The sequence below is a fragment of the Metabacillus mangrovi genome (assembly GCF_009711125.1).
Lineage (GTDB): Bacteria > Bacillota > Bacilli > Bacillales > Bacillaceae > Metabacillus_B > Metabacillus_B mangrovi.
The window spans coordinates 23,818-40,359 of sequence record NZ_WMIB01000011.1 but is presented as its reverse complement, the minus strand read 5'-3'; the positions used below and the strand labels follow the sequence as shown (position 1 = coordinate 40,359).

The window sequence follows — 16,542 nt, the reverse complement described above, 5'->3', positions numbered from 1 at the left end:
TGGGGGTGTTATCTTGCTAAGAAAAGGTGAAATTGTAGGTGCATCATTTTGGCCAGAACCTGTTCAAATCAAACATATTGAGAACATTGATGATGATCTGTATTTAGTCGAAGCTGTCGGGCGAGAGTCAAGTCAATTCTTCGAAAATTATCTGGAGAAACATCAATTACAAGAAGTTGAACGTTTTTCCGATGAAGATGCTTCAGATAAATTGAGAGATAGATTTCAACATTATCTGCAATATTATGTTTTGCGAACAGAGAAAGAATACTCTCAGTCACGGGCTCGTGGCAATAAGAACCTGATACCGTTGCCACACCAAATCGAGGCTGTTTATAGCAAAATGCTTCAAGCTCCCCAAGTACGTTATTTATTAGCAGATGATCCAGGTGCAGGTAAAACGATTATGTCTGGCATGCTTATCCGTGAATTAAAGGCACGAAACATGATTCGAAAAACATTGATATTAGTACCTCCTCTTGTATTGAAGCAGTGGCAAATGGAATTAAAGGAAAAATTCGATGAAGACTTTTTAATCATTACACGTTCTTATTTAGATGCTTCAGGTGAATTGAACCCTTTTGATATGCATCAGCAAGTTATTGCATCGGTGTATTGGGCCTCTAGAGAAGATATTAAAAATATAATTATTAACTCACAATTTGACTTAGTCATAGTCGATGAAGCGCATAAAATGGCTGCCTATACTGTCGGGCAAAAGAAACGTAAAGTGAAGCGGACTAAGATGTTTCAACTTGGTGAAAATTTATTAAGGCATACTGAGCATACCCTTTTATTGACAGCGACTCCTCATAAAGGGGATAAAGAGAATTTTCGTCATTTGATGAGTTTAATAGATCATGATATCTTCTCACAATTGAATCGAAGTGATTCTATTTTTGAGAAAAGTAACCCCTATATAATTCGTCGTTTAAAAGAAAAAATGGTTAATTTCGATGGAACCCCCCTTTTCCCGAAACGTACAACGAAAACGTTAGGATTTGCACTAAGTCCAGCAGAAAGTGATTTGTATGAAGCTGTCACTGATTATGTAAGACATTACTTTAATCGGGCCAAGCAAAACAATAAACCAAATGTTGCTTTTGCAATGATGATCTTGCAACGACGATTAAGTTCATCCGTTGAAGCAATTTATTTGTCGCTTGTACGTCGGAAAGATCGGTTGCAGAAGGTATTGGAAACAGGACAAAAATTCCAAAAGATGATGTTGGATTATGAAGATTACGAAGACAGTTCACTTGAGGAACAGGAATTGCTCGAAGCTTACGCTGAAGGAGAATACGAAGAGCTTGATTTTGATGAATTGCAAGTCGAGATAGAAATGTTGGATCAACTGATTCGTAAAGCTAATGTCATCAGACAGAGTCAAAATGAGCGTAAGTTTCTAGAGCTTGAAAAGACATTATTTGGTGCTAATGGATTGTTGGCACAAGATGAGAAGATTTTAATCTTTACTGAATCAAAGGACACACTTAATTACCTAGAGAAGAAATTGAAAGCATACGTTCCAGAGATAGCCAAAATTGTTGGTGACTTTTCTATGGATAGACGACAAGAAGAGGTAGAGAAGTTTCGGAATGATGTGCAAATCATGATTGCAACAGACGCTGGTGGAGAATCTATTAACCTGCAATTCTGTAATCAAATGGTCAATTATGATATTCCGTGGAATCCAAATCGTTTGGAACAACGTATGGGACGTATTCACCGTATCGGACAAAAAAATGAGGTCTTTGTCTTTAACCTTGTTGCCACCAATACACGTGAAGGTGACGTATTAATTCGGCTACTTACCAAGATGGAGCAAATGCGAGAAGACCTTGGACAAGATCTTGTTTATGATTTTATAGGTGAAGTTCTAGAGGATCGCCAAGCCGATTTATCTTCAGTAATGGAGCAAGCGATCTCAGGCCGAGAAGATTTAGACGAAATTATTGCAAACATGGAAAAAACATTATCCGAAGAACACAAGCGTTTATTAGAACTCGCTCAAAATGAACGTTTAGATGATAACTTTGACCTTCCAGGTGCAAAACGTTGCTTTGATGAAGTATCAATAAACAGCATACCTAATCGGTTTTATGGACGCTTTGTGATTGATGGATTAAAAAACACAAGAACTAGATTAAACATTTCTGCGGATCAGACAACTGCCCGTATTGATCGTTTTCCAAAGCGGATTCGTGATTTTGCACGTGATCATAAATTGATGTTTAATTTTGATGATTCTATACGCTTTGCTTTATCTTTATCGAAAGTCTCAAATTTAATAACGATGATTGAAAATGATAATCCTTTGTTTAACTTAGTGATGAAACTGACAGCGAAAGAAATGCAGCAAGCTGTACTTCCTCTTTATGAAGTGAAGGCATCCATCCCAGAATCTATGACAATGGAATTAAATCAAGTAACAATTGTGGACGGTAATGGCCGAGAACTTGAACAAAAGCTAATGCTGACTGGTAAACGTAGTAATGGTGAGTTTATAGAAATATCACCATATTTACTGTTTGGTCAAGCAATGAATGTAATAAATACGTATGACTATGAAGATCAGGAAATCAAACGACATGTAATTAAACATGCTAGAAGACTATTAAGGTCTATTCAACGTAAACGTGAAGATTATGCAAATAAAAAGAGGGTCTTCTTGAGAAAATCTTTCGAGGATCAAATGGAAACCTTACAAGATCGATTGAAGAAGTATCAGGAAGAAAATGTAGAAGGTAAAAACAGTGCTTTAATTAATCAAACTTACGCACAAATAGATGAAATGGAAGATCGGAGTAAAGAACGTTTAACTGAAATTGATCGTGAGCGATCGATACAATTAAAGCCAGTAAAAAGGATAACTCAATTTAGAATTGAACCAAATGGCACTGCTAATGACCGTGTAATACCAGAAGACTACTTCTCAATGATTGAAGATTATGAAATTAGGCAAGGAAGAATCAACGTAAGAGTACAACAAGCACTTGGGTTAGTAGATTTTATCAGCGAGGAAGCGAATGGTGCAAGTCGACTTATTGTGGTTACGAACGATATACATCAATTCAAGAAGCAGTTGATAGAGGAAGACTATAATGCAATCAAGAGTCGCGTAGTTGTTTATGAAGTAAGAGAAAAACAGATAATAGAACATCAATTAGACCAAGGCTTGATGTTTGTTTAATGAGGGGGATAAATAATGAAGAGATGGTGGATGATACGTGCTGGTGATGATAATGAATTGATACCAGTATGGAAAGAACATGGTATCGCATCCGTTGGATGGCCTAAGCTTGGAAATCCAATACAATATAGAACTAAGGATGAGATGGTTGCCAAGTCAAATATTGTTTTTGCTGAAAGTAAGCCTAACTCTAGGAGAAGTTGGGTTAACCAAGTATGGCGTTTTAGTAGAGAAGTTAAAAAAAATGATCGGGTGATTACTTACAATAAGGAAAAACGGGATTACATGGTGGGAACTGTTTTAGAATCACATTTTTATGATGAATCTGTAGGGAATCCTGCTTATCCTAATAACATTAAAGTGGACTGGGAAGAAATTACGGTTGAAAGGGATTCTTTGTCACAAGCTGCCAAAAATAGTCTCGGATCAGTTTTAACGGTGTTTCGTGTAGATGAGTGGGGAAATGAAATTGAAAATTTAATAGAACATCCATTTACAGACCCAGAACCTATAGACGAGGTAGAAGAGAAAGAAATTATAGAAGACCTTGTCAGTAAGGCCTTAGTAATGGTGCAAGACAAAGTAGATAAGCTTGATCCGTGGCAAATGCAAGAGTTGGTTGGTGGTCTCTTGCAAGCAATGGAGTATAACGTTCAGGTAAGTCCAAAAGGGCCAGATGGTGGAGTAGATGTATTGGCCTATAAAGATGCTTTTGGTTTTGAAAAACCAATCATTAAGGTTCAAGTTAAACATCGAAAATCTTCAGCAGGAGCACCAGAAATTCAGCAATTACTAGGAGCAAATCCTATTGATGCTAATAGTTTATTTGTTTCAACAGGGGGATTTACTTCACATGCTGAAGCAGTAGCTAAACATAACTCTGTAAGATTAGTAGATTTAGAGGAATTGGTTGATTTAGTAGTGAAATGGTATGACAATATACCTGATGATGTTAGGGCATCGCTGCCACTGCAGAAGATGTATCTACCTGAGTAAAAGTGGTTTAGTACAAAATCTTATTAAGTATCAAACTGTGAGGTGACAGAAATGAACTGGATGGAGAGAGTGAAGAAAAATATATTCCCTGTTAGTAATGAAAAGTATAATATAAGAAAAGCTTTGGACGAGTGGATATATGAAGGGAATATGTTTGATGTAGAAGTTGCAGATGAAATATGTGAGCTATGTGACCAACCACATATAAGATATCAATTTGAAATTGTAAACACTCAAAATGATAATTCGTTATTAATTGGATCAGAGTGTATTACTAGGTTTAGAATTTCAGTAATAGATGAAGCAGGAAAAAAATTATCATATGAAGATGCAAAGAAAAAAGTAAGTAAAGATAGAAGCAGACTTGTTACAGAAGCAAAGGAAAAAAGTGTCCTAAATGCTTTGGTTAAATTAGCTACTATTGATAATGAATTTGCTATAGAAGATTTCATTCAATACTTTAAAGAAAGAAAAGCCTTTACACCTAAACAGTTGACTTTCCTTGTTTGGAGACTTGAAAAAGCTAAGATTGTGTTTAACAAGTCCCATTTCAAGCTAACAATTAAGAAAAGTCGAGAAAAAGAACAGTTATTGAGTTTAGAGGACTGGAGATTAAGAAGTATTTGGGATTGTTTATCCAGTAGTCAGAAACAATTTATTTCTGAAAATAGAATTTTTAGGTTCTAAACTTAATTTCCAACTTCAAAAGTGGTTGTAGTTAAGGGATTATAGTTAGAGTTAATTGGAAAAAATAAAAATAATTATTTGTTATATGGTTGGACTTCATAGTTGTTTCTTATAAGTCTGTATATCACTTTTCTGATACACATGAATATCCTAAACCAAATTAAACAGGAATTTAATCGCAAAGGAGGTGCTATTAACTTGGCTACTGCTGAACAAATTAAGATGTTAATTCAGTCTCATTATGAAAAAAATGAAGAAAGGTTTAAAACGGTCGTCTTGCAACTTGCCGCATATGAAGCCAAAAAAGGCCATCAAGCCTTCGCACGTGATATTAGAGATTTACTGGAAAAATCAAAAGTAAAAACTGATAATATTTTACCATTTAACAGACAGTTAGATGATTTGATGCTAACTGATATAAGTGAGAAAAAGCTTAATGATTTAGTCGTAAGTGAAGAAATTAAATCCCGCATAGAAAGAATATTACTTGAATTTTGGCAAAAGGATAAGTTAAGAAAACATGGTTTAACCAATAGAAGAAAAGTATTGCTGACTGGTCAGCCTGGTACTGGAAAAACATTAACTGCTTCTGTGTTAGCAGGAGAAATAAATCTTCCATTCTGCACCATAGTAATGGATAAACTGGTAACGAAATACATGGGAGAGACTAGTGTAAAGTTACGACAAATTTTTGATTTTATCCACAATAATCCTGCTGTTTATTTATTTGATGAATTTGATACTATTGGTACAGAAAGAAGCTTAGATAATGACGTTGGTGAGATAAGAAGAATTTTGAACTCATTTTTACAGTTTATAGAGCAAGATGAATCAGAGAGCATAATTGTTGCCGCAACAAATAACCCCATGTTACTAGATCATGCCTTGTTTAGAAGGTTCGATGATGTTATTCATTATACATTACCTGACAAAGAACAAGTAAAGAGATTAATTAATAACAGACTTGGAAAGTTTAAACCTAAAAATGTCTCATTGGATAAAATAGTTGAAAGTGCAATTAAGTTGAGTCATGCAGAGATATCTATGGCTTGTAGTGATGCTGTCAAAGAAGCAATATTACTTGATTTGAATGAAATAAATGATGAAATAATTTTAAGAATGATTAATGAAAGAAAAGAAGCTTACAAAAGGAGGGATATCTAAAGTATGGGCGTAAATAGATACGATAATTTGTTTATCCAAAGAAATATTAATCCATTTCCTTACACTTCGAAAATAAAAGGAAGAGATAAAAAACTACCTCCTAGAGATCGCGAAAATCATGGCCTTCGTCTTCAACGTCAATTAGACCATTTGTGGCAAGAAGCAAAGGAGCAAGATGATTATCGAACTGCAGTTTCTTTACCAATCCGTCAAGGGACATACATTGAATTTGAAAGTTTACCTGACTTTGATTTAGCATCAAAAAGTTTAGAAGATAGAGCAAAAGGTATTAGACTTTTAAATGTAAGAACAGTAAAAGTTCAAGAGAAAGAAGTTAAAAAAGCAACTGTTTTTGTACCTAAAGGTAAAGAAAATAATTATTTGAAAAAAGTTGAAGAATATCTTAATAATGAAACAAAAACTGGAAAACCGAAAAATCAAAAGTTGATTAATAGCATTGAGAACATTAAATTGGCGGTTCTGGAATCCTTTTGGCCAATAAGTCAAATAAAATGGATACCTGAGGGAAAACCAGAATGGTGTGAAGTATGGCTAAGCAGTGACCTAAAAGAGGTGGAAGAAAACTTCAGAAGACTCATATCTCAAACTTTAAACCTGCCTTTACAGAAGGAGGCACTACGTTTTCCAGAAAGGACTGTTGTATTACTAAAAGCCAATAGAACTCAGCTTATGGAATTAATTTTATTGAGTTCTGATATAGCAGAGATTAGGAAAGCTGCGGAAATTAATAGCTTTTTTATTGATATGGAAAATAGCGAACAATCTGACTGGGCTAGAGAACTTGTTGAACGAATTGAAATAGATGACGAATTAGATGTATGTATATGTATTCTGGATACAGGAATTAACAATGGTCATGTCATGATAGAACCATTACTTAGAGATGAAGATCGTAATAGTTATGACGATGCATGGGGTCTAGATGATCACAATGGACACGGGACAAAAATGGCAGGTTTGAGCGCTTTTGGAGATATTAAAGCTGCATTAGAAGAAAGTGGCAAGATAAAAATATATCACAATCTAGAGTCAAGTAAAATTATACCTAATACTGGCGAAAATGACCCGAAGCTTTATGGTGCAATTACCTCAACTGTTATTAGTAATCACATGATAAATAATCCACACAGAAAAAGAATCATTTGTATGGCGGTTACTGCTCCAAAATATGAAACTGGTGATGGAAGTCCATCTTCTTGGTCTGCTGCTATAGATGAAACAACTTCAGGTTTTCTTGATGAAGAAAAGAAATTATTTATCGTTTCTGCAGGAAATATTAACGACAATAATGAATGGACGAATTATCCAGAAAGTAACATGAGTCTATCTGTACAAAATCCTGCACAATCTTGGAACGCTTTGAGTGTTGGTGCTTATACTGAAAAAACAGAAGTAGAAGCTAGACAACATAAAGGTATGAAAGTTGTTGCTCCAAACGGTGGACTATCACCTTTTAGTTCAACATCTTTGGTTTGGGATAATAAGTGGCCTATAAAACCAGAAATTCTTATGGAAGGAGGAAACGCACTTAAAGATTCATTTGGATGCTATACTTCAGAAGAACTATCTTCTTTAACAACATACTATAAACCTTTTGAAAGACACTTTGATTACATAAATGCAACAAGTGCAGCTACTGCTAAAGCTGCTTGGATGGCAGCGCGAATTCAATCTAAATATCCTGATGCATGGCCAGAGACTTTAAGAGGTCTTATGGTTCACTCTGCGGAATGGACAGAAACGATGAAAAGTCAGTTTTTAGAAGGAACTCAAAAGAAGGATTATAGAAAATTATTAAGAATTTGTGGATTCGGAGTGCCGGATCTGAATAGGGCAATCTATTGTATGAATAATAGTGTAAATCTTATAGTACAATCTGAGTTGCAACCGTATGATAGAAAGGCAGATGGATCTTATAAAACTAAAGACATGCATATACATGAGTTGCCATGGCCCAAAGACATTTTGTTAGGCATGGGTGAGAGCAATGTCAAAATGAAAGTAACTTTATCATACTTTATTGAGCCTGGGCCTGGTGAAATTGGATGGAAAGATCGATATAGATATCCATCGTGTTTATTAAGGTTTGATGTTAATGGAACTGATTCTAAAGAATCTTTTTTACAGAGGATCAATGCTGCCGCAAATTCTGATGATAATGACTTAGACAGTGGTGGCGGTAATGTGAAATGGGTTTTAGGGAAACAAAATAGACACTTAGGGTCTATTCATTCAGATTTATGGGAAGGTACAGCTGCTGAATTAGCGACGAGCAATTTTATTGGTATCTACCCTGCTGTTGGATGGTGGAGAGAAAGGTCTTGGATTGGTAGATGGGATAGGAAGATAAGATACTCATTAATAGTATCGCTTATCTCAGAGGAAGAAACAGTAGATTTATATACTCCTATTATTACAAGTATTAAAACTACAGTTCCTATTAAAATATAAATAGATACATAAGTGTTATAAAATAAAGGCACACAAAAATGTGTACCTTTATTTTTATGTTCTATTTTACCCTATCCAATGTTACGGTGAGCCTTATCATAAGTAGTTAAATGGGATTTTATTATATAGATTTTTGTTTAGAAAGGAGTGAGCATCATGAAGTTTACCAAATCTCAAATGAAACAGTTGATTAATGACAACAAGGAATTGCAAATACGTTTAAAAGAGTTGATGGAAGAACATCAGCTAGAGAAAAACTTTGCTCTCAAGGCTTTGTACCATACAGAGGTTGCGGAAGGCGGAAAGTATCAACTAGCATACCAAGTACTCGACTCGCCTAAAGGGTAGAGAATTAAATGGCAAGCTCCATGTACTGGTTTGGCACTGCTATTTATAGAGGATGGGGGACAAGGTAGGTGGAACACGACATACGTTGCTATCTGCCCCCCTTGGTCGGTGTCACTATTACATAAAAGAAATACACTCTATTGAAGTCTATTAGTGATTATTTAATTTCCTTCTTTCGCTTTTCCTCAAGTCCAATCCAAAATTTCCATCCGTTATTAGATTGGCCAGAACATAAATCCGCTGGTGTACTTGGGCTGGTAAATTCAACATCGTGTAATAGTTGGGCTTCATTATCCCTTATTATTTCAGCTTGTTCGGTATCAATAAAATTTTGAAAGTGGCGCATATAGCGATTATAGAAGCGTCCCCCATCACTCCAGGATCTCGAAGAGGTTATAGGCTGTTTAATTACTGATCCTTTTTGCAAAATAAACTTTCCATCTTGTAAATAGATGCTCGCCCTATAAGGTTCAGGAGCATGAAAATATTCGGTATGATTACTTACCTCTATCCCAATTGGTTGAAAGGATATCCCAAGGGCTTCTAGTAAAAATTCAATTTGTTTGGCAAATGCCCTAAGTGTTGACCGGTTGAATACATTTAAGTTCGGTTCAACTTGGCGAAGATCACGATTTTCCAGGTTAAACTGCGTTTTTGCGAATTCCCGGATGAATTGATACTCCAAATAATCAATACTAAGTTTATCAAAACTATTATTATCAGTGACGAAAAGAATTCCAAATTTCCAGAACTCTTTTTCGCGTAAGTGTGATTTGATTCGTGTTATCCCATTAACCGATTGGCCTATATATACGCTAGGTTCTTCCAGATCCGAAAATAAAAAGTAAACAGCATAGTTATTTGCGTATTCTAAACTCTCGACCTTCTGCATCTGACTTTTTGTAAAGTAGAATCCCCGAATTTGACTAGTAGAATCCTGGATGACTTTTAAAGAAGATGCGTTTGCAGAATCAGGAAAATACAACAGGACAGTGCTGTCTTTTTGGATAAGATATTCCTCCTTGGAAATATAATTCCTGGATGATTTATTAAGCAAAATTATGGTTGGTATATTTGATGCATGCATCATTAATTATTAAGATTGCTTAATGTCGATTGTCATAGAGGATCTGGCTTTGTACCATTATCAAAGTCTTTATTGTTTTCAGGTAAAAGAGATTCAATTAATATTTCTATCGCCGCCCATAACACTTTCTCTAATATTTCTTTAGTCAATTCAGCAGAGCTAATGTCCTTAACCCAATTGAATATTTTCGACAAAATATTATTCATTGTTTTTCCACCACTCTTTATCTAACATATTTTGAGCTATTTGAGCAATTTTTTTATATTTTTTGTTGTTTGCTACTTTTTTAAGCAACGAGATTTTTAGATTGATATTAGGAATTTCTGGATTTTCATTTAACTTATCTATTGTGTGATTTCGTAGTTCATCCACATCGAAGGGATATTCATTTACTATTATTTTTGTTAACTTAGCTGGAGATTTAGAATTATTAGACTTAAATAATACTCGTTTAACTGCTTTTTTTACTAAAGATTCTAAATAACTTTCAAACTCAGTAAGGTTTTTACTATTAATTGTACTTAGTTCTTCTGGATTCTGTTTTTGCTTTACTTCATCATTTAAAGTTGGAGGTCGCATTTCCAATCACTCCTTTATTTAAGTATATAAATCTACTTCCCTATTAGATTATTGATAACCATGATTATTAAATCTGACTTAACCCAAGTATTTGAAGCTAACTTCTATTTCAGATTCCTCTTATATTCCCCCTTTAGTGGATTAAATCAGTACTCAACCAAATTCTAATCTCATTGTGAAAGAATGTATCGTGACATGTAAAAAACTAGTTCTTTTTAACTACTTATCTGGTAAAATAAATTAGATTTATATTAACTAAAAGACAGAAGGTATAGATTATGAGAACCGTTATGAGTTTTTCAACTAAACAGCTTTTTAATTAGACAGAGCTTATTGTTTACCAATAATAAAAAAGGAAAACAACTTCAATATAAATTAATGGAAATGGGAGTATTAGAAACTATGAGTTTACTAAGAGAGATTGGGAAATTTGCAGGGAAAGCAGCTGGGGTAGTAGTAGGGGGACCTATTCAAATTGTCGGTGAATTAACAGGGGTCGAGATAATTGAAGATATCGGAAAAGGTGTTAGGAAATCATCTGAATTTGCAGGTGATACCGTCGGACAAGTTGCTTCAGGAGCGGTTGATACTGTATCTGGGATTATTAACGATAACCCTAAACAGCTAGACAAGGGACTAGGAGATATGGGAGGTGCTGTTACTAGAACGGCAAAAGGCGTGATGGTAACAGCAAAGAATACGATCCATAATGGTGGAGAGGTAATTGGTGGCTTTATCGATGGTGATAACGATAGGATAAAAGGTGGAGCATCCTCCATAGTAAAAACTGTGGCAATAGGAGCTTTAGCAGTTGGATTGGTAGATGTACTGGACGGGGTTGATGGGGTAGAAGCTGCTGAGAATGATTCCTCAGAAGCTAATTCAGATAAAGTAAATTTGCATAATGGAGAAAAGATAGAAACTACCAACGATCATTTAGCTGGATTGGATCATCCAGAAACGGGTGTTCCATTTTATGAAGAAACAATTGAGCTACCAAATGGTGAGACTGTTATAGGTATATTTCCTGATTTTGATGTTGAATATGGAGTAATTATTGATCAAAGTTTATATTTACAATCCGATTATGTTCAATTTAGTTATGCGAATCAGGAACTTTATGATGCTATTATGAAAGATCCTAACTTAGCCAAGGACTTAAGTTTAAATGAAGAAGATGTACAACTTCTAAAAAGTGGTGATACTCCAGAGGGATTCACTTGGCATCACAATGAAGAACCAGGAGTGTTACAACTAGTCGACGAAGAACAACATACCAATACGGGACACACTGGTGGCCGAGAACTTTGGGGCGGTGGTAGTGAATATCGTTAAATGAACGATAATTTCTGATTTTTTCCGGTTAAGTGATGTCAACTGCACTTGAGAAAATGTTATATGAAGCAGGCTGCTTATCAGGGGTATGTTTATGACACAAAAAGTTTTTATCAACCAACCGCTTCTCAGGATATCTCAACAAACGCGAAAACATGGAATGCGAAATTTTGGCATTGCAGTGAATCCGTTCGAAAGCAAATAGCCATCCTCCAATCGGAGAATGGCTATTTCCATTAAGAAACCTGCCGTTTAGGAGCTGCCTCTTCCTCACCAGTTCCCATTTTCGCAAAGATGTTGGCTAAAATAGAGCCTGAGATATTATGCCAAACACTAAAGATTGCGCTTGGTACAGCTGCCAGCGGGGAGAAGTGGGCTGTTGCAAGCTGAGCACCTAACCCGGAGTTTTGCATGCCCACTTCGATGGAAGTGGTTTTGACACTAGACAGATCCATTCGCAGAAGCTTGGCTAAGGCGAATCCGAGTAGAAAGCCGAGTACATTATGCAGCACCACGACACCGAAGATGGCTAGTCCGGTCTGCGCGATCTGCTGCTGACTGTTGGATACGACAGCTGCTACGATGGCTATGATTGCCACAGCTGAGACGAGGGGCAATACTTTCACGCTCGCTTTGGCTTGTCTGTTGAAGAATCGTTTCACCAGCAGTCCCAAAGCAATTGGGATGATGACGACATTCACGATCGAGATAAATAGGGAGACGGGGCTGATTTCAATCCATTCGCTCGCGAATAAAAGAATGAGTGCAGGTGTTACAACCGGTGCGAGTACAGTTGTTATTGCTGTAGCCGTTACGGATAAGGGAACATCCCCTTTGGCGAGAAAAGTCATGACGTTAGAAGACGTTCCGCCAGGACAGCAGCCTACAAGAATGACACCGACCGCTACTTCTGGAGGCAGTTGCAGCCCCTTTGCCAAAACAAAAGCAAGCAGCGGCATGATCAAGAACTGGGCGACTACAACCACCATCACCTCAAATGGACGTTTTACCACGCCTTTAAAATCGCTTGCTGACAGCGTCAAACCCATACCAAACATAATAATCCCGAGCAGCGGGGTAATAAACGGAACAATCCACGTAAATCCTGCCGGCAGCATAAAAGCTACCACCGCAAACAAAATGACCCAATAGGCAAAGGTACTTGAAACAAACTGACTAAATCGTTCTAGCGTTTTCATTCCTCACATCCTCATTCAACTGTTTGTGAGATTGTATAACACCTTTCGATATATTTCAATATTTAGATTTTTTAGAATTAGTGAAAGAAGTTCGACCGCTAGGATAGTCTGTGATCAATTAAATAATTTATCGATTCATCCATATCATGTCGAAATAGTAGTTCTTTTTAACTATAATTCTGGTAAAATGAATAAGGTTTGTATAAATAAACTAAAGACTAGGAGATATAGATTTTGACTATCATATTTGAGTTTTTGAAAAAGAGATGGACGTATGTATTAACTGCAATCATTGCGCTGGCTGTTGGATCATTGATCGGTCCATCACAGGAACAATTGACTATTGCCGATGCGAAAATAACCGGTTTGGAAGAACAGCTTGTTGAAAAAACGGCTGCAGAGAAAGATTTGGAAAAGGACAATGAAAGCCTGGAGCAACAAGTAGATGCAGCAGCACCGTGGTTTAAAGAACAAGAAGAAGCAAAAGCCAAAGCAGAAGCTGAGGCAGAAGAGAAAGCCAAAGAAGAAGCAGCGGAACAAGAGGTGAAACTGCAAGCTGAGGCTGAGTCTAGTGAGGAAGCTGAGCTCATGGATGCACTGGAGATACCAGGGGGAGAAATAAACGAAGATGGAATAAAAAAGATCGTCGATAATCACTTGGGTGGCGAATATTCTTTTGATAATGGAGAGATAAGTGCTACAGCTGACTTATCAGGATATGACATAGGGTCTCCGGAAGATGTGGCAGTTTCCAGTTATGCTAATTTATCGGATGAGCTCTTATACTATACCGGCTGGGAAACCCTTACCGTTACTTTTCTAAATGTGGGCACCATTAGCATGAATCGCAGTGAGAAGGAAACAAATGAATATGGGGATTACTTTCCGACGATGGAAATTGAGGAAAGGCTCGGATTTTAGGGGATGGGGTTATAGGGCTTGTCTTAATCGTAGTAAAGGGTCTGAGTTTTAAGGTCCTTTTACTTTTTTTTGCATGATTTTATCATATAAGACATACCTCTTCTATGATAAAATCAGTGTAAAAAATAGGTAAAAGAGGTAGGGACCAATGAATTTGTTTAGATTTGATAAAAAGACCGGCAAAAAAATTTCAAGATTCAATTCCGACTTTATTATGTCTCGGGTTATTCAAACGGAAAAGGCTGCTCATATAGGGTGTTATCACCAGGCTGTTGCTCCTCAACTCCTTCTTATTATGGTTGGCGAAGGATATGTTAGAGGAAAAGAAGAGGAATATGTCAAAGTGAAAGCTGGGGATGCTGTTTTTTTCGAAAAAGATGAATGGCATGAAACAAAAACGATAGATGGATTGACTGCTATTGTAATTGAGAGTGAGGAATTAACACCTTCAACTTATATGCCTTTTAAAGAGGGAGTTTCATCTAATAAATACTAGCGCACTACTGTTAGTAGAGCATCTGTTGTGCCCCATTAAGATTTCGTACTTAGCCACATCCTTAAACAAGAAGCACCTAAGAGGCAAGTAACCGGTTCTTTGGTGCTTTTTTCAACTAGACACCTGCAGCTCCACCCTCCTTCCGGTATCTACTCACCCTTTGGCCAGTCTGCGTTTTGCAAGGTATCGTTTCGCAATCTTAAACCTTACCCCGTCTATTGTTTCCATAAATCACTCCTCCCGCCCATACCACTCCTCTAGAGTCATCATCTCGAAATCCTCCTCAACATCCAGCCTGAGGGGAGCAATGAATTCCAGTGAATTTCCGTCCGGGTCCTGAAAATAAAGACAGGCATGGGCTTGCGGGTGATTCGGGAGTACCAGGGGCTGGCGTTCCGGTGGAAAGCCGAAAGCTTCCCTGACGCTGATCCCTCTTTCTTTTAGCCAATTCTTCGCCGCTGTGATCTCTTCTGCTTCTACGTGAAAGGCAATATGCCTGAGGGAAGGGTGGTATGGGAGGTGTACGTGCTCTGTTTCCCACAATCCAAGCCAGCTCTTCCCCTTTTCAATCCAGATAAACGATACTTTCTCACTTACATATGCGGTTTGTAAGCCAAGCTTCTGATAAAAATGGATCCACCTCTCCATATCGCTCACAGGCAGATGTGCTTCATATAATCCTTTAATCATAATCGGACCCCCTTTTGCTCTATCGTATCTTTTTTTACAGAAAAAGGGCTCAGGTATAAGTTTGAAAGTGGTCTAAGACTTTTGAATGAGGAGAGTCCGTTTTCCTCCACAACTCCAGCACTGGAGGGCTATTCTTTTTCCTGTATATTCTAAAAAACAACAAATTTTAATATATAGTGCTATTCAATAGTCATACATTTATGGTTTATGTTTCCAAGTCAGGGGGAAATGTACTATCGGAACGGAATTGAAACATTATTGAAATATTTTTAATTTAACGGATTGGGAGGATTATGAAATGATGAAAAAAGGTAGTTTTCTAGTTTTGACGGGTTTGCTGATGACAACTGCAGCAGGATGCAGCATAGGCGGCCTTGGGGAGAAGGCAAACGCCGATGGCGAGGGCAGCAGTAAGAGCAAGTTTATGGAAGTGTCAGTGACGGACGCGTCATACATAATGACAGGGGAGGATGACGGTGCATCGGAAGCGGATACAGGTCTTCTGATGGTCAATCTCAAGGTGGAGAACACGTCGGACAAATCTCTTAGCATCTCTGGCTCGGATGGGATCAAGCTATACAAAGGGGAAGAGGAACTGAGCGCGAAAAGTGGTGTTTACTCTACCGATCTTGGACTGGAGCCAGACGTGTCAGGGAGCATTGGTGCCAAAAAAGTAAAGACGGTCCCTGCTTTTTTTGAAGTGGAAAAGGGAGAGAAGTATGAAATTGGCATCACACCGCGCACGGACGATTATGAAGATAAGCCAGAGGAAGTCACATTAAAGCTGGATACGGAAAAATATGCAGACAGCCTGGAGGAGATGGAGAATCCTGCGAAAGCTTTGACTGCCTATATCGAGACCATTTATCTGGACAAAGAAAATCCGGATTATGAAAAGTTTGTCACCGCTGATAAGCAGGCCCTTCAGGAAGAAGCAAAGAGAAGCTTCAGCGACGGCATGGACCTCATTGCCTATGAGTCCATTCCAGAGCAGGAAATGGACAAGCACTATACGAGCTTCAAATCTGTACTTGCTGAAAAAGGAGAGCTTAAAGCTGAGGCAAAGGCATTTGCCAATGACCGGGCGGTCGTAAAGCTTGAGTACTCTACCGTATCACTGAGTGATGCATATGAACCGATTAAGGATTTACGAAACGAATATACGGACAAAACGGATGACTACGACTCGAAGAAATCCCAGAGCTATGCTATGGAAAAGTTCGATGCTGTACTGAATTCACTGGATGCCCAGCCAGGGAGAAACCCGCTGGAAATTAAGATGATCAAAAAGGATGGCAAGTGGACGGTTGATACAGAAGATTACAACAGTGACCAACTTGTAAAAACATTTGCACAAGGAGACCGCTGATTAAAG

At 37.4% G+C, this 16,542-nt stretch carries 15 protein-coding genes; 10 read left to right on the top strand and 5 right to left on the bottom strand.

Annotated features, from left to right (window positions below):
• Window positions 1–13 precede the first annotated feature (13 nt).
• The 6 genes from GKZ89_RS11895 (at window position 14) to GKZ89_RS11870 (ending at window position 8,860) form a co-directional block, all read left to right on the top strand.
• The gene (locus GKZ89_RS11895; RefSeq protein ID WP_155112637.1) at window positions 14–3,193 is read left to right on the top strand and encodes a DEAD/DEAH box helicase; all 3,180 of its coding nucleotides are present in this window, start codon (window positions 14–16) and stop codon (window positions 3,191–3,193) included.
• Window positions 3,194–3,208: 15 nt separating this feature from the next.
• Window positions 3,209–4,189 carry a restriction endonuclease gene (locus tag GKZ89_RS11890; RefSeq protein WP_155112636.1) on the top strand — a complete coding sequence of 327 codons (981 nt, stop codon included), beginning with the start codon at window positions 3,209–3,211 and terminating at the stop codon, window positions 4,187–4,189.
• A gap of 51 nt (window positions 4,190–4,240) precedes the next feature.
• Window positions 4,241–4,876, top strand: coding sequence for a hypothetical protein (locus GKZ89_RS11885; RefSeq protein WP_155112635.1), 636 nt, complete (start codon window positions 4,241–4,243; stop codon window positions 4,874–4,876).
• Window positions 4,877–5,074: 198 nt separating this feature from the next.
• Complete coding sequence (locus tag GKZ89_RS11880; RefSeq protein WP_155112634.1) at window positions 5,075–6,040, top strand: AAA family ATPase; 966 nt, start codon at window positions 5,075–5,077, stop codon at window positions 6,038–6,040.
• A 3-nt stretch (window positions 6,041–6,043) separates the two neighbouring features.
• A complete protein-coding gene (locus GKZ89_RS11875) occupies window positions 6,044–8,512 on the top strand; it encodes a S8 family peptidase (RefSeq protein WP_155112633.1) in 2,469 nt (822 codons plus the stop codon).
• A gap of 156 nt (window positions 8,513–8,668) precedes the next feature.
• Window positions 8,669–8,860 carry a hypothetical protein gene (locus GKZ89_RS11870; protein WP_155112632.1) on the top strand — a complete coding sequence of 64 codons (192 nt, stop codon included), beginning with the start codon at window positions 8,669–8,671 and terminating at the stop codon, window positions 8,858–8,860.
• Between the two features lie 157 nt (window positions 8,861–9,017).
• Here the strand turns inward: GKZ89_RS11870 and GKZ89_RS11865 are convergent, their stop codons facing one another.
• The 3 genes from GKZ89_RS11865 to GKZ89_RS11855 are packed head-to-tail and all read right to left on the bottom strand — an operon-like array spanning window position 9,018 to window position 10,526.
• Window positions 9,018–9,950 carry a GIY-YIG nuclease family protein gene (locus GKZ89_RS11865; protein WP_155112631.1) on the bottom strand — a complete coding sequence of 311 codons (933 nt, stop codon included), beginning with the start codon at window positions 9,948–9,950 and terminating at the stop codon, window positions 9,018–9,020.
• A 29-nt stretch (window positions 9,951–9,979) separates the two neighbouring features.
• Window positions 9,980–10,153, bottom strand: a complete 174-nt coding sequence (locus tag GKZ89_RS11860) for a hypothetical protein (protein WP_155112630.1) — start codon at window positions 10,151–10,153, stop codon at window positions 9,980–9,982.
• Entirely contained in the window at window positions 10,146–10,526 is a 381-nt protein-coding gene (locus tag GKZ89_RS11855; RefSeq protein ID WP_155112629.1) for a hypothetical protein, read from the bottom strand. Before GKZ89_RS11855 ends, GKZ89_RS11860 begins: the two co-directional genes overlap by 8 nt.
• Window positions 10,527–10,859: 333 nt before the next feature.
• Here GKZ89_RS11855 and GKZ89_RS11850 point away from each other — a divergent pair, with 333 nt between their 5' ends.
• Complete coding sequence (locus tag GKZ89_RS11850) at window positions 10,860–11,861, top strand: HNH endonuclease (RefSeq protein WP_155112628.1); 1,002 nt, start codon at window positions 10,860–10,862, stop codon at window positions 11,859–11,861.
• A 236-nt stretch (window positions 11,862–12,097) separates the two neighbouring features.
• On the opposite strand, the gene GKZ89_RS11845 is transcribed toward GKZ89_RS11850, so the two are convergent.
• A complete protein-coding gene (locus GKZ89_RS11845; RefSeq protein ID WP_155112627.1) occupies window positions 12,098–13,060 on the bottom strand; it encodes a bile acid:sodium symporter family protein in 963 nt (320 codons plus the stop codon).
• Window positions 13,061–13,294: 234 nt separating this feature from the next.
• Between GKZ89_RS11845 and GKZ89_RS11840 the strand changes: the two genes are divergently transcribed.
• Window positions 13,295–13,981 carry a hypothetical protein gene (locus GKZ89_RS11840; RefSeq protein ID WP_155112626.1) on the top strand — a complete coding sequence of 229 codons (687 nt, stop codon included), beginning with the start codon at window positions 13,295–13,297 and terminating at the stop codon, window positions 13,979–13,981.
• Between the two features lie 148 nt (window positions 13,982–14,129).
• Entirely contained in the window at window positions 14,130–14,477 is a 348-nt protein-coding gene (locus tag GKZ89_RS11835) for a cupin domain-containing protein (RefSeq protein ID WP_155112625.1), read from the top strand.
• A gap of 231 nt (window positions 14,478–14,708) precedes the next feature.
• Here GKZ89_RS11835 and GKZ89_RS11830 read toward each other — a convergent pair whose 3' ends face one another.
• Window positions 14,709–15,167: a VOC family protein gene (locus tag GKZ89_RS11830; protein ID WP_155112624.1), complete on the bottom strand. Its 459-nt coding sequence runs from the start codon at window positions 15,165–15,167 to the stop codon at window positions 14,709–14,711.
• 298 nt (window positions 15,168–15,465) lie between these two features.
• On the opposite strand from GKZ89_RS11830, the gene GKZ89_RS11825 reads away from it, so the two are divergent.
• Entirely contained in the window at window positions 15,466–16,536 is a 1,071-nt protein-coding gene (locus GKZ89_RS11825; protein WP_155112623.1) for a DUF5105 domain-containing protein, read from the top strand.
• The last annotated feature ends 6 nt before the right edge of the window (window positions 16,537–16,542 follow it).

Excerpts from the sequence above, each read along its gene's own strand:
- GKZ89_RS11890 (WP_155112636.1), top strand. The coding sequence starts at position 3,209 with ATGAAGAGATGGTGGATGATACGTGCTGGTGATGATAATGAATTGATA.
- GKZ89_RS11885 (WP_155112635.1), top strand. The coding sequence starts at position 4,241 with ATGAACTGGATGGAGAGAGTGAAGAAAAATATATTCCCTGTTAGTAAT.
- GKZ89_RS11875 (WP_155112633.1), top strand. The coding sequence starts at position 6,044 with ATGGGCGTAAATAGATACGATAATTTGTTTATCCAAAGAAATATTAAT.
- GKZ89_RS11870 (WP_155112632.1), top strand. The coding sequence starts at position 8,669 with ATGAAGTTTACCAAATCTCAAATGAAACAGTTGATTAATGACAACAAG.
- GKZ89_RS11865 (WP_155112631.1), bottom strand. The coding sequence starts at position 9,950 with ATGATGCATGCATCAAATATACCAACCATAATTTTGCTTAATAAATCA.
- GKZ89_RS11860 (WP_155112630.1), bottom strand. The coding sequence starts at position 10,153 with ATGAATAATATTTTGTCGAAAATATTCAATTGGGTTAAGGACATTAGC.
- GKZ89_RS11855 (WP_155112629.1), bottom strand. The coding sequence starts at position 10,526 with ATGCGACCTCCAACTTTAAATGATGAAGTAAAGCAAAAACAGAATCCA.
- GKZ89_RS11845 (WP_155112627.1), bottom strand. The coding sequence starts at position 13,060 with ATGAAAACGCTAGAACGATTTAGTCAGTTTGTTTCAAGTACCTTTGCC.
- GKZ89_RS11835 (WP_155112625.1), top strand. The coding sequence starts at position 14,130 with ATGAATTTGTTTAGATTTGATAAAAAGACCGGCAAAAAAATTTCAAGA.
- GKZ89_RS11830 (WP_155112624.1), bottom strand. The coding sequence starts at position 15,167 with ATGATTAAAGGATTATATGAAGCACATCTGCCTGTGAGCGATATGGAG.
- GKZ89_RS11825 (WP_155112623.1), top strand. The coding sequence starts at position 15,466 with ATGATGAAAAAAGGTAGTTTTCTAGTTTTGACGGGTTTGCTGATGACA.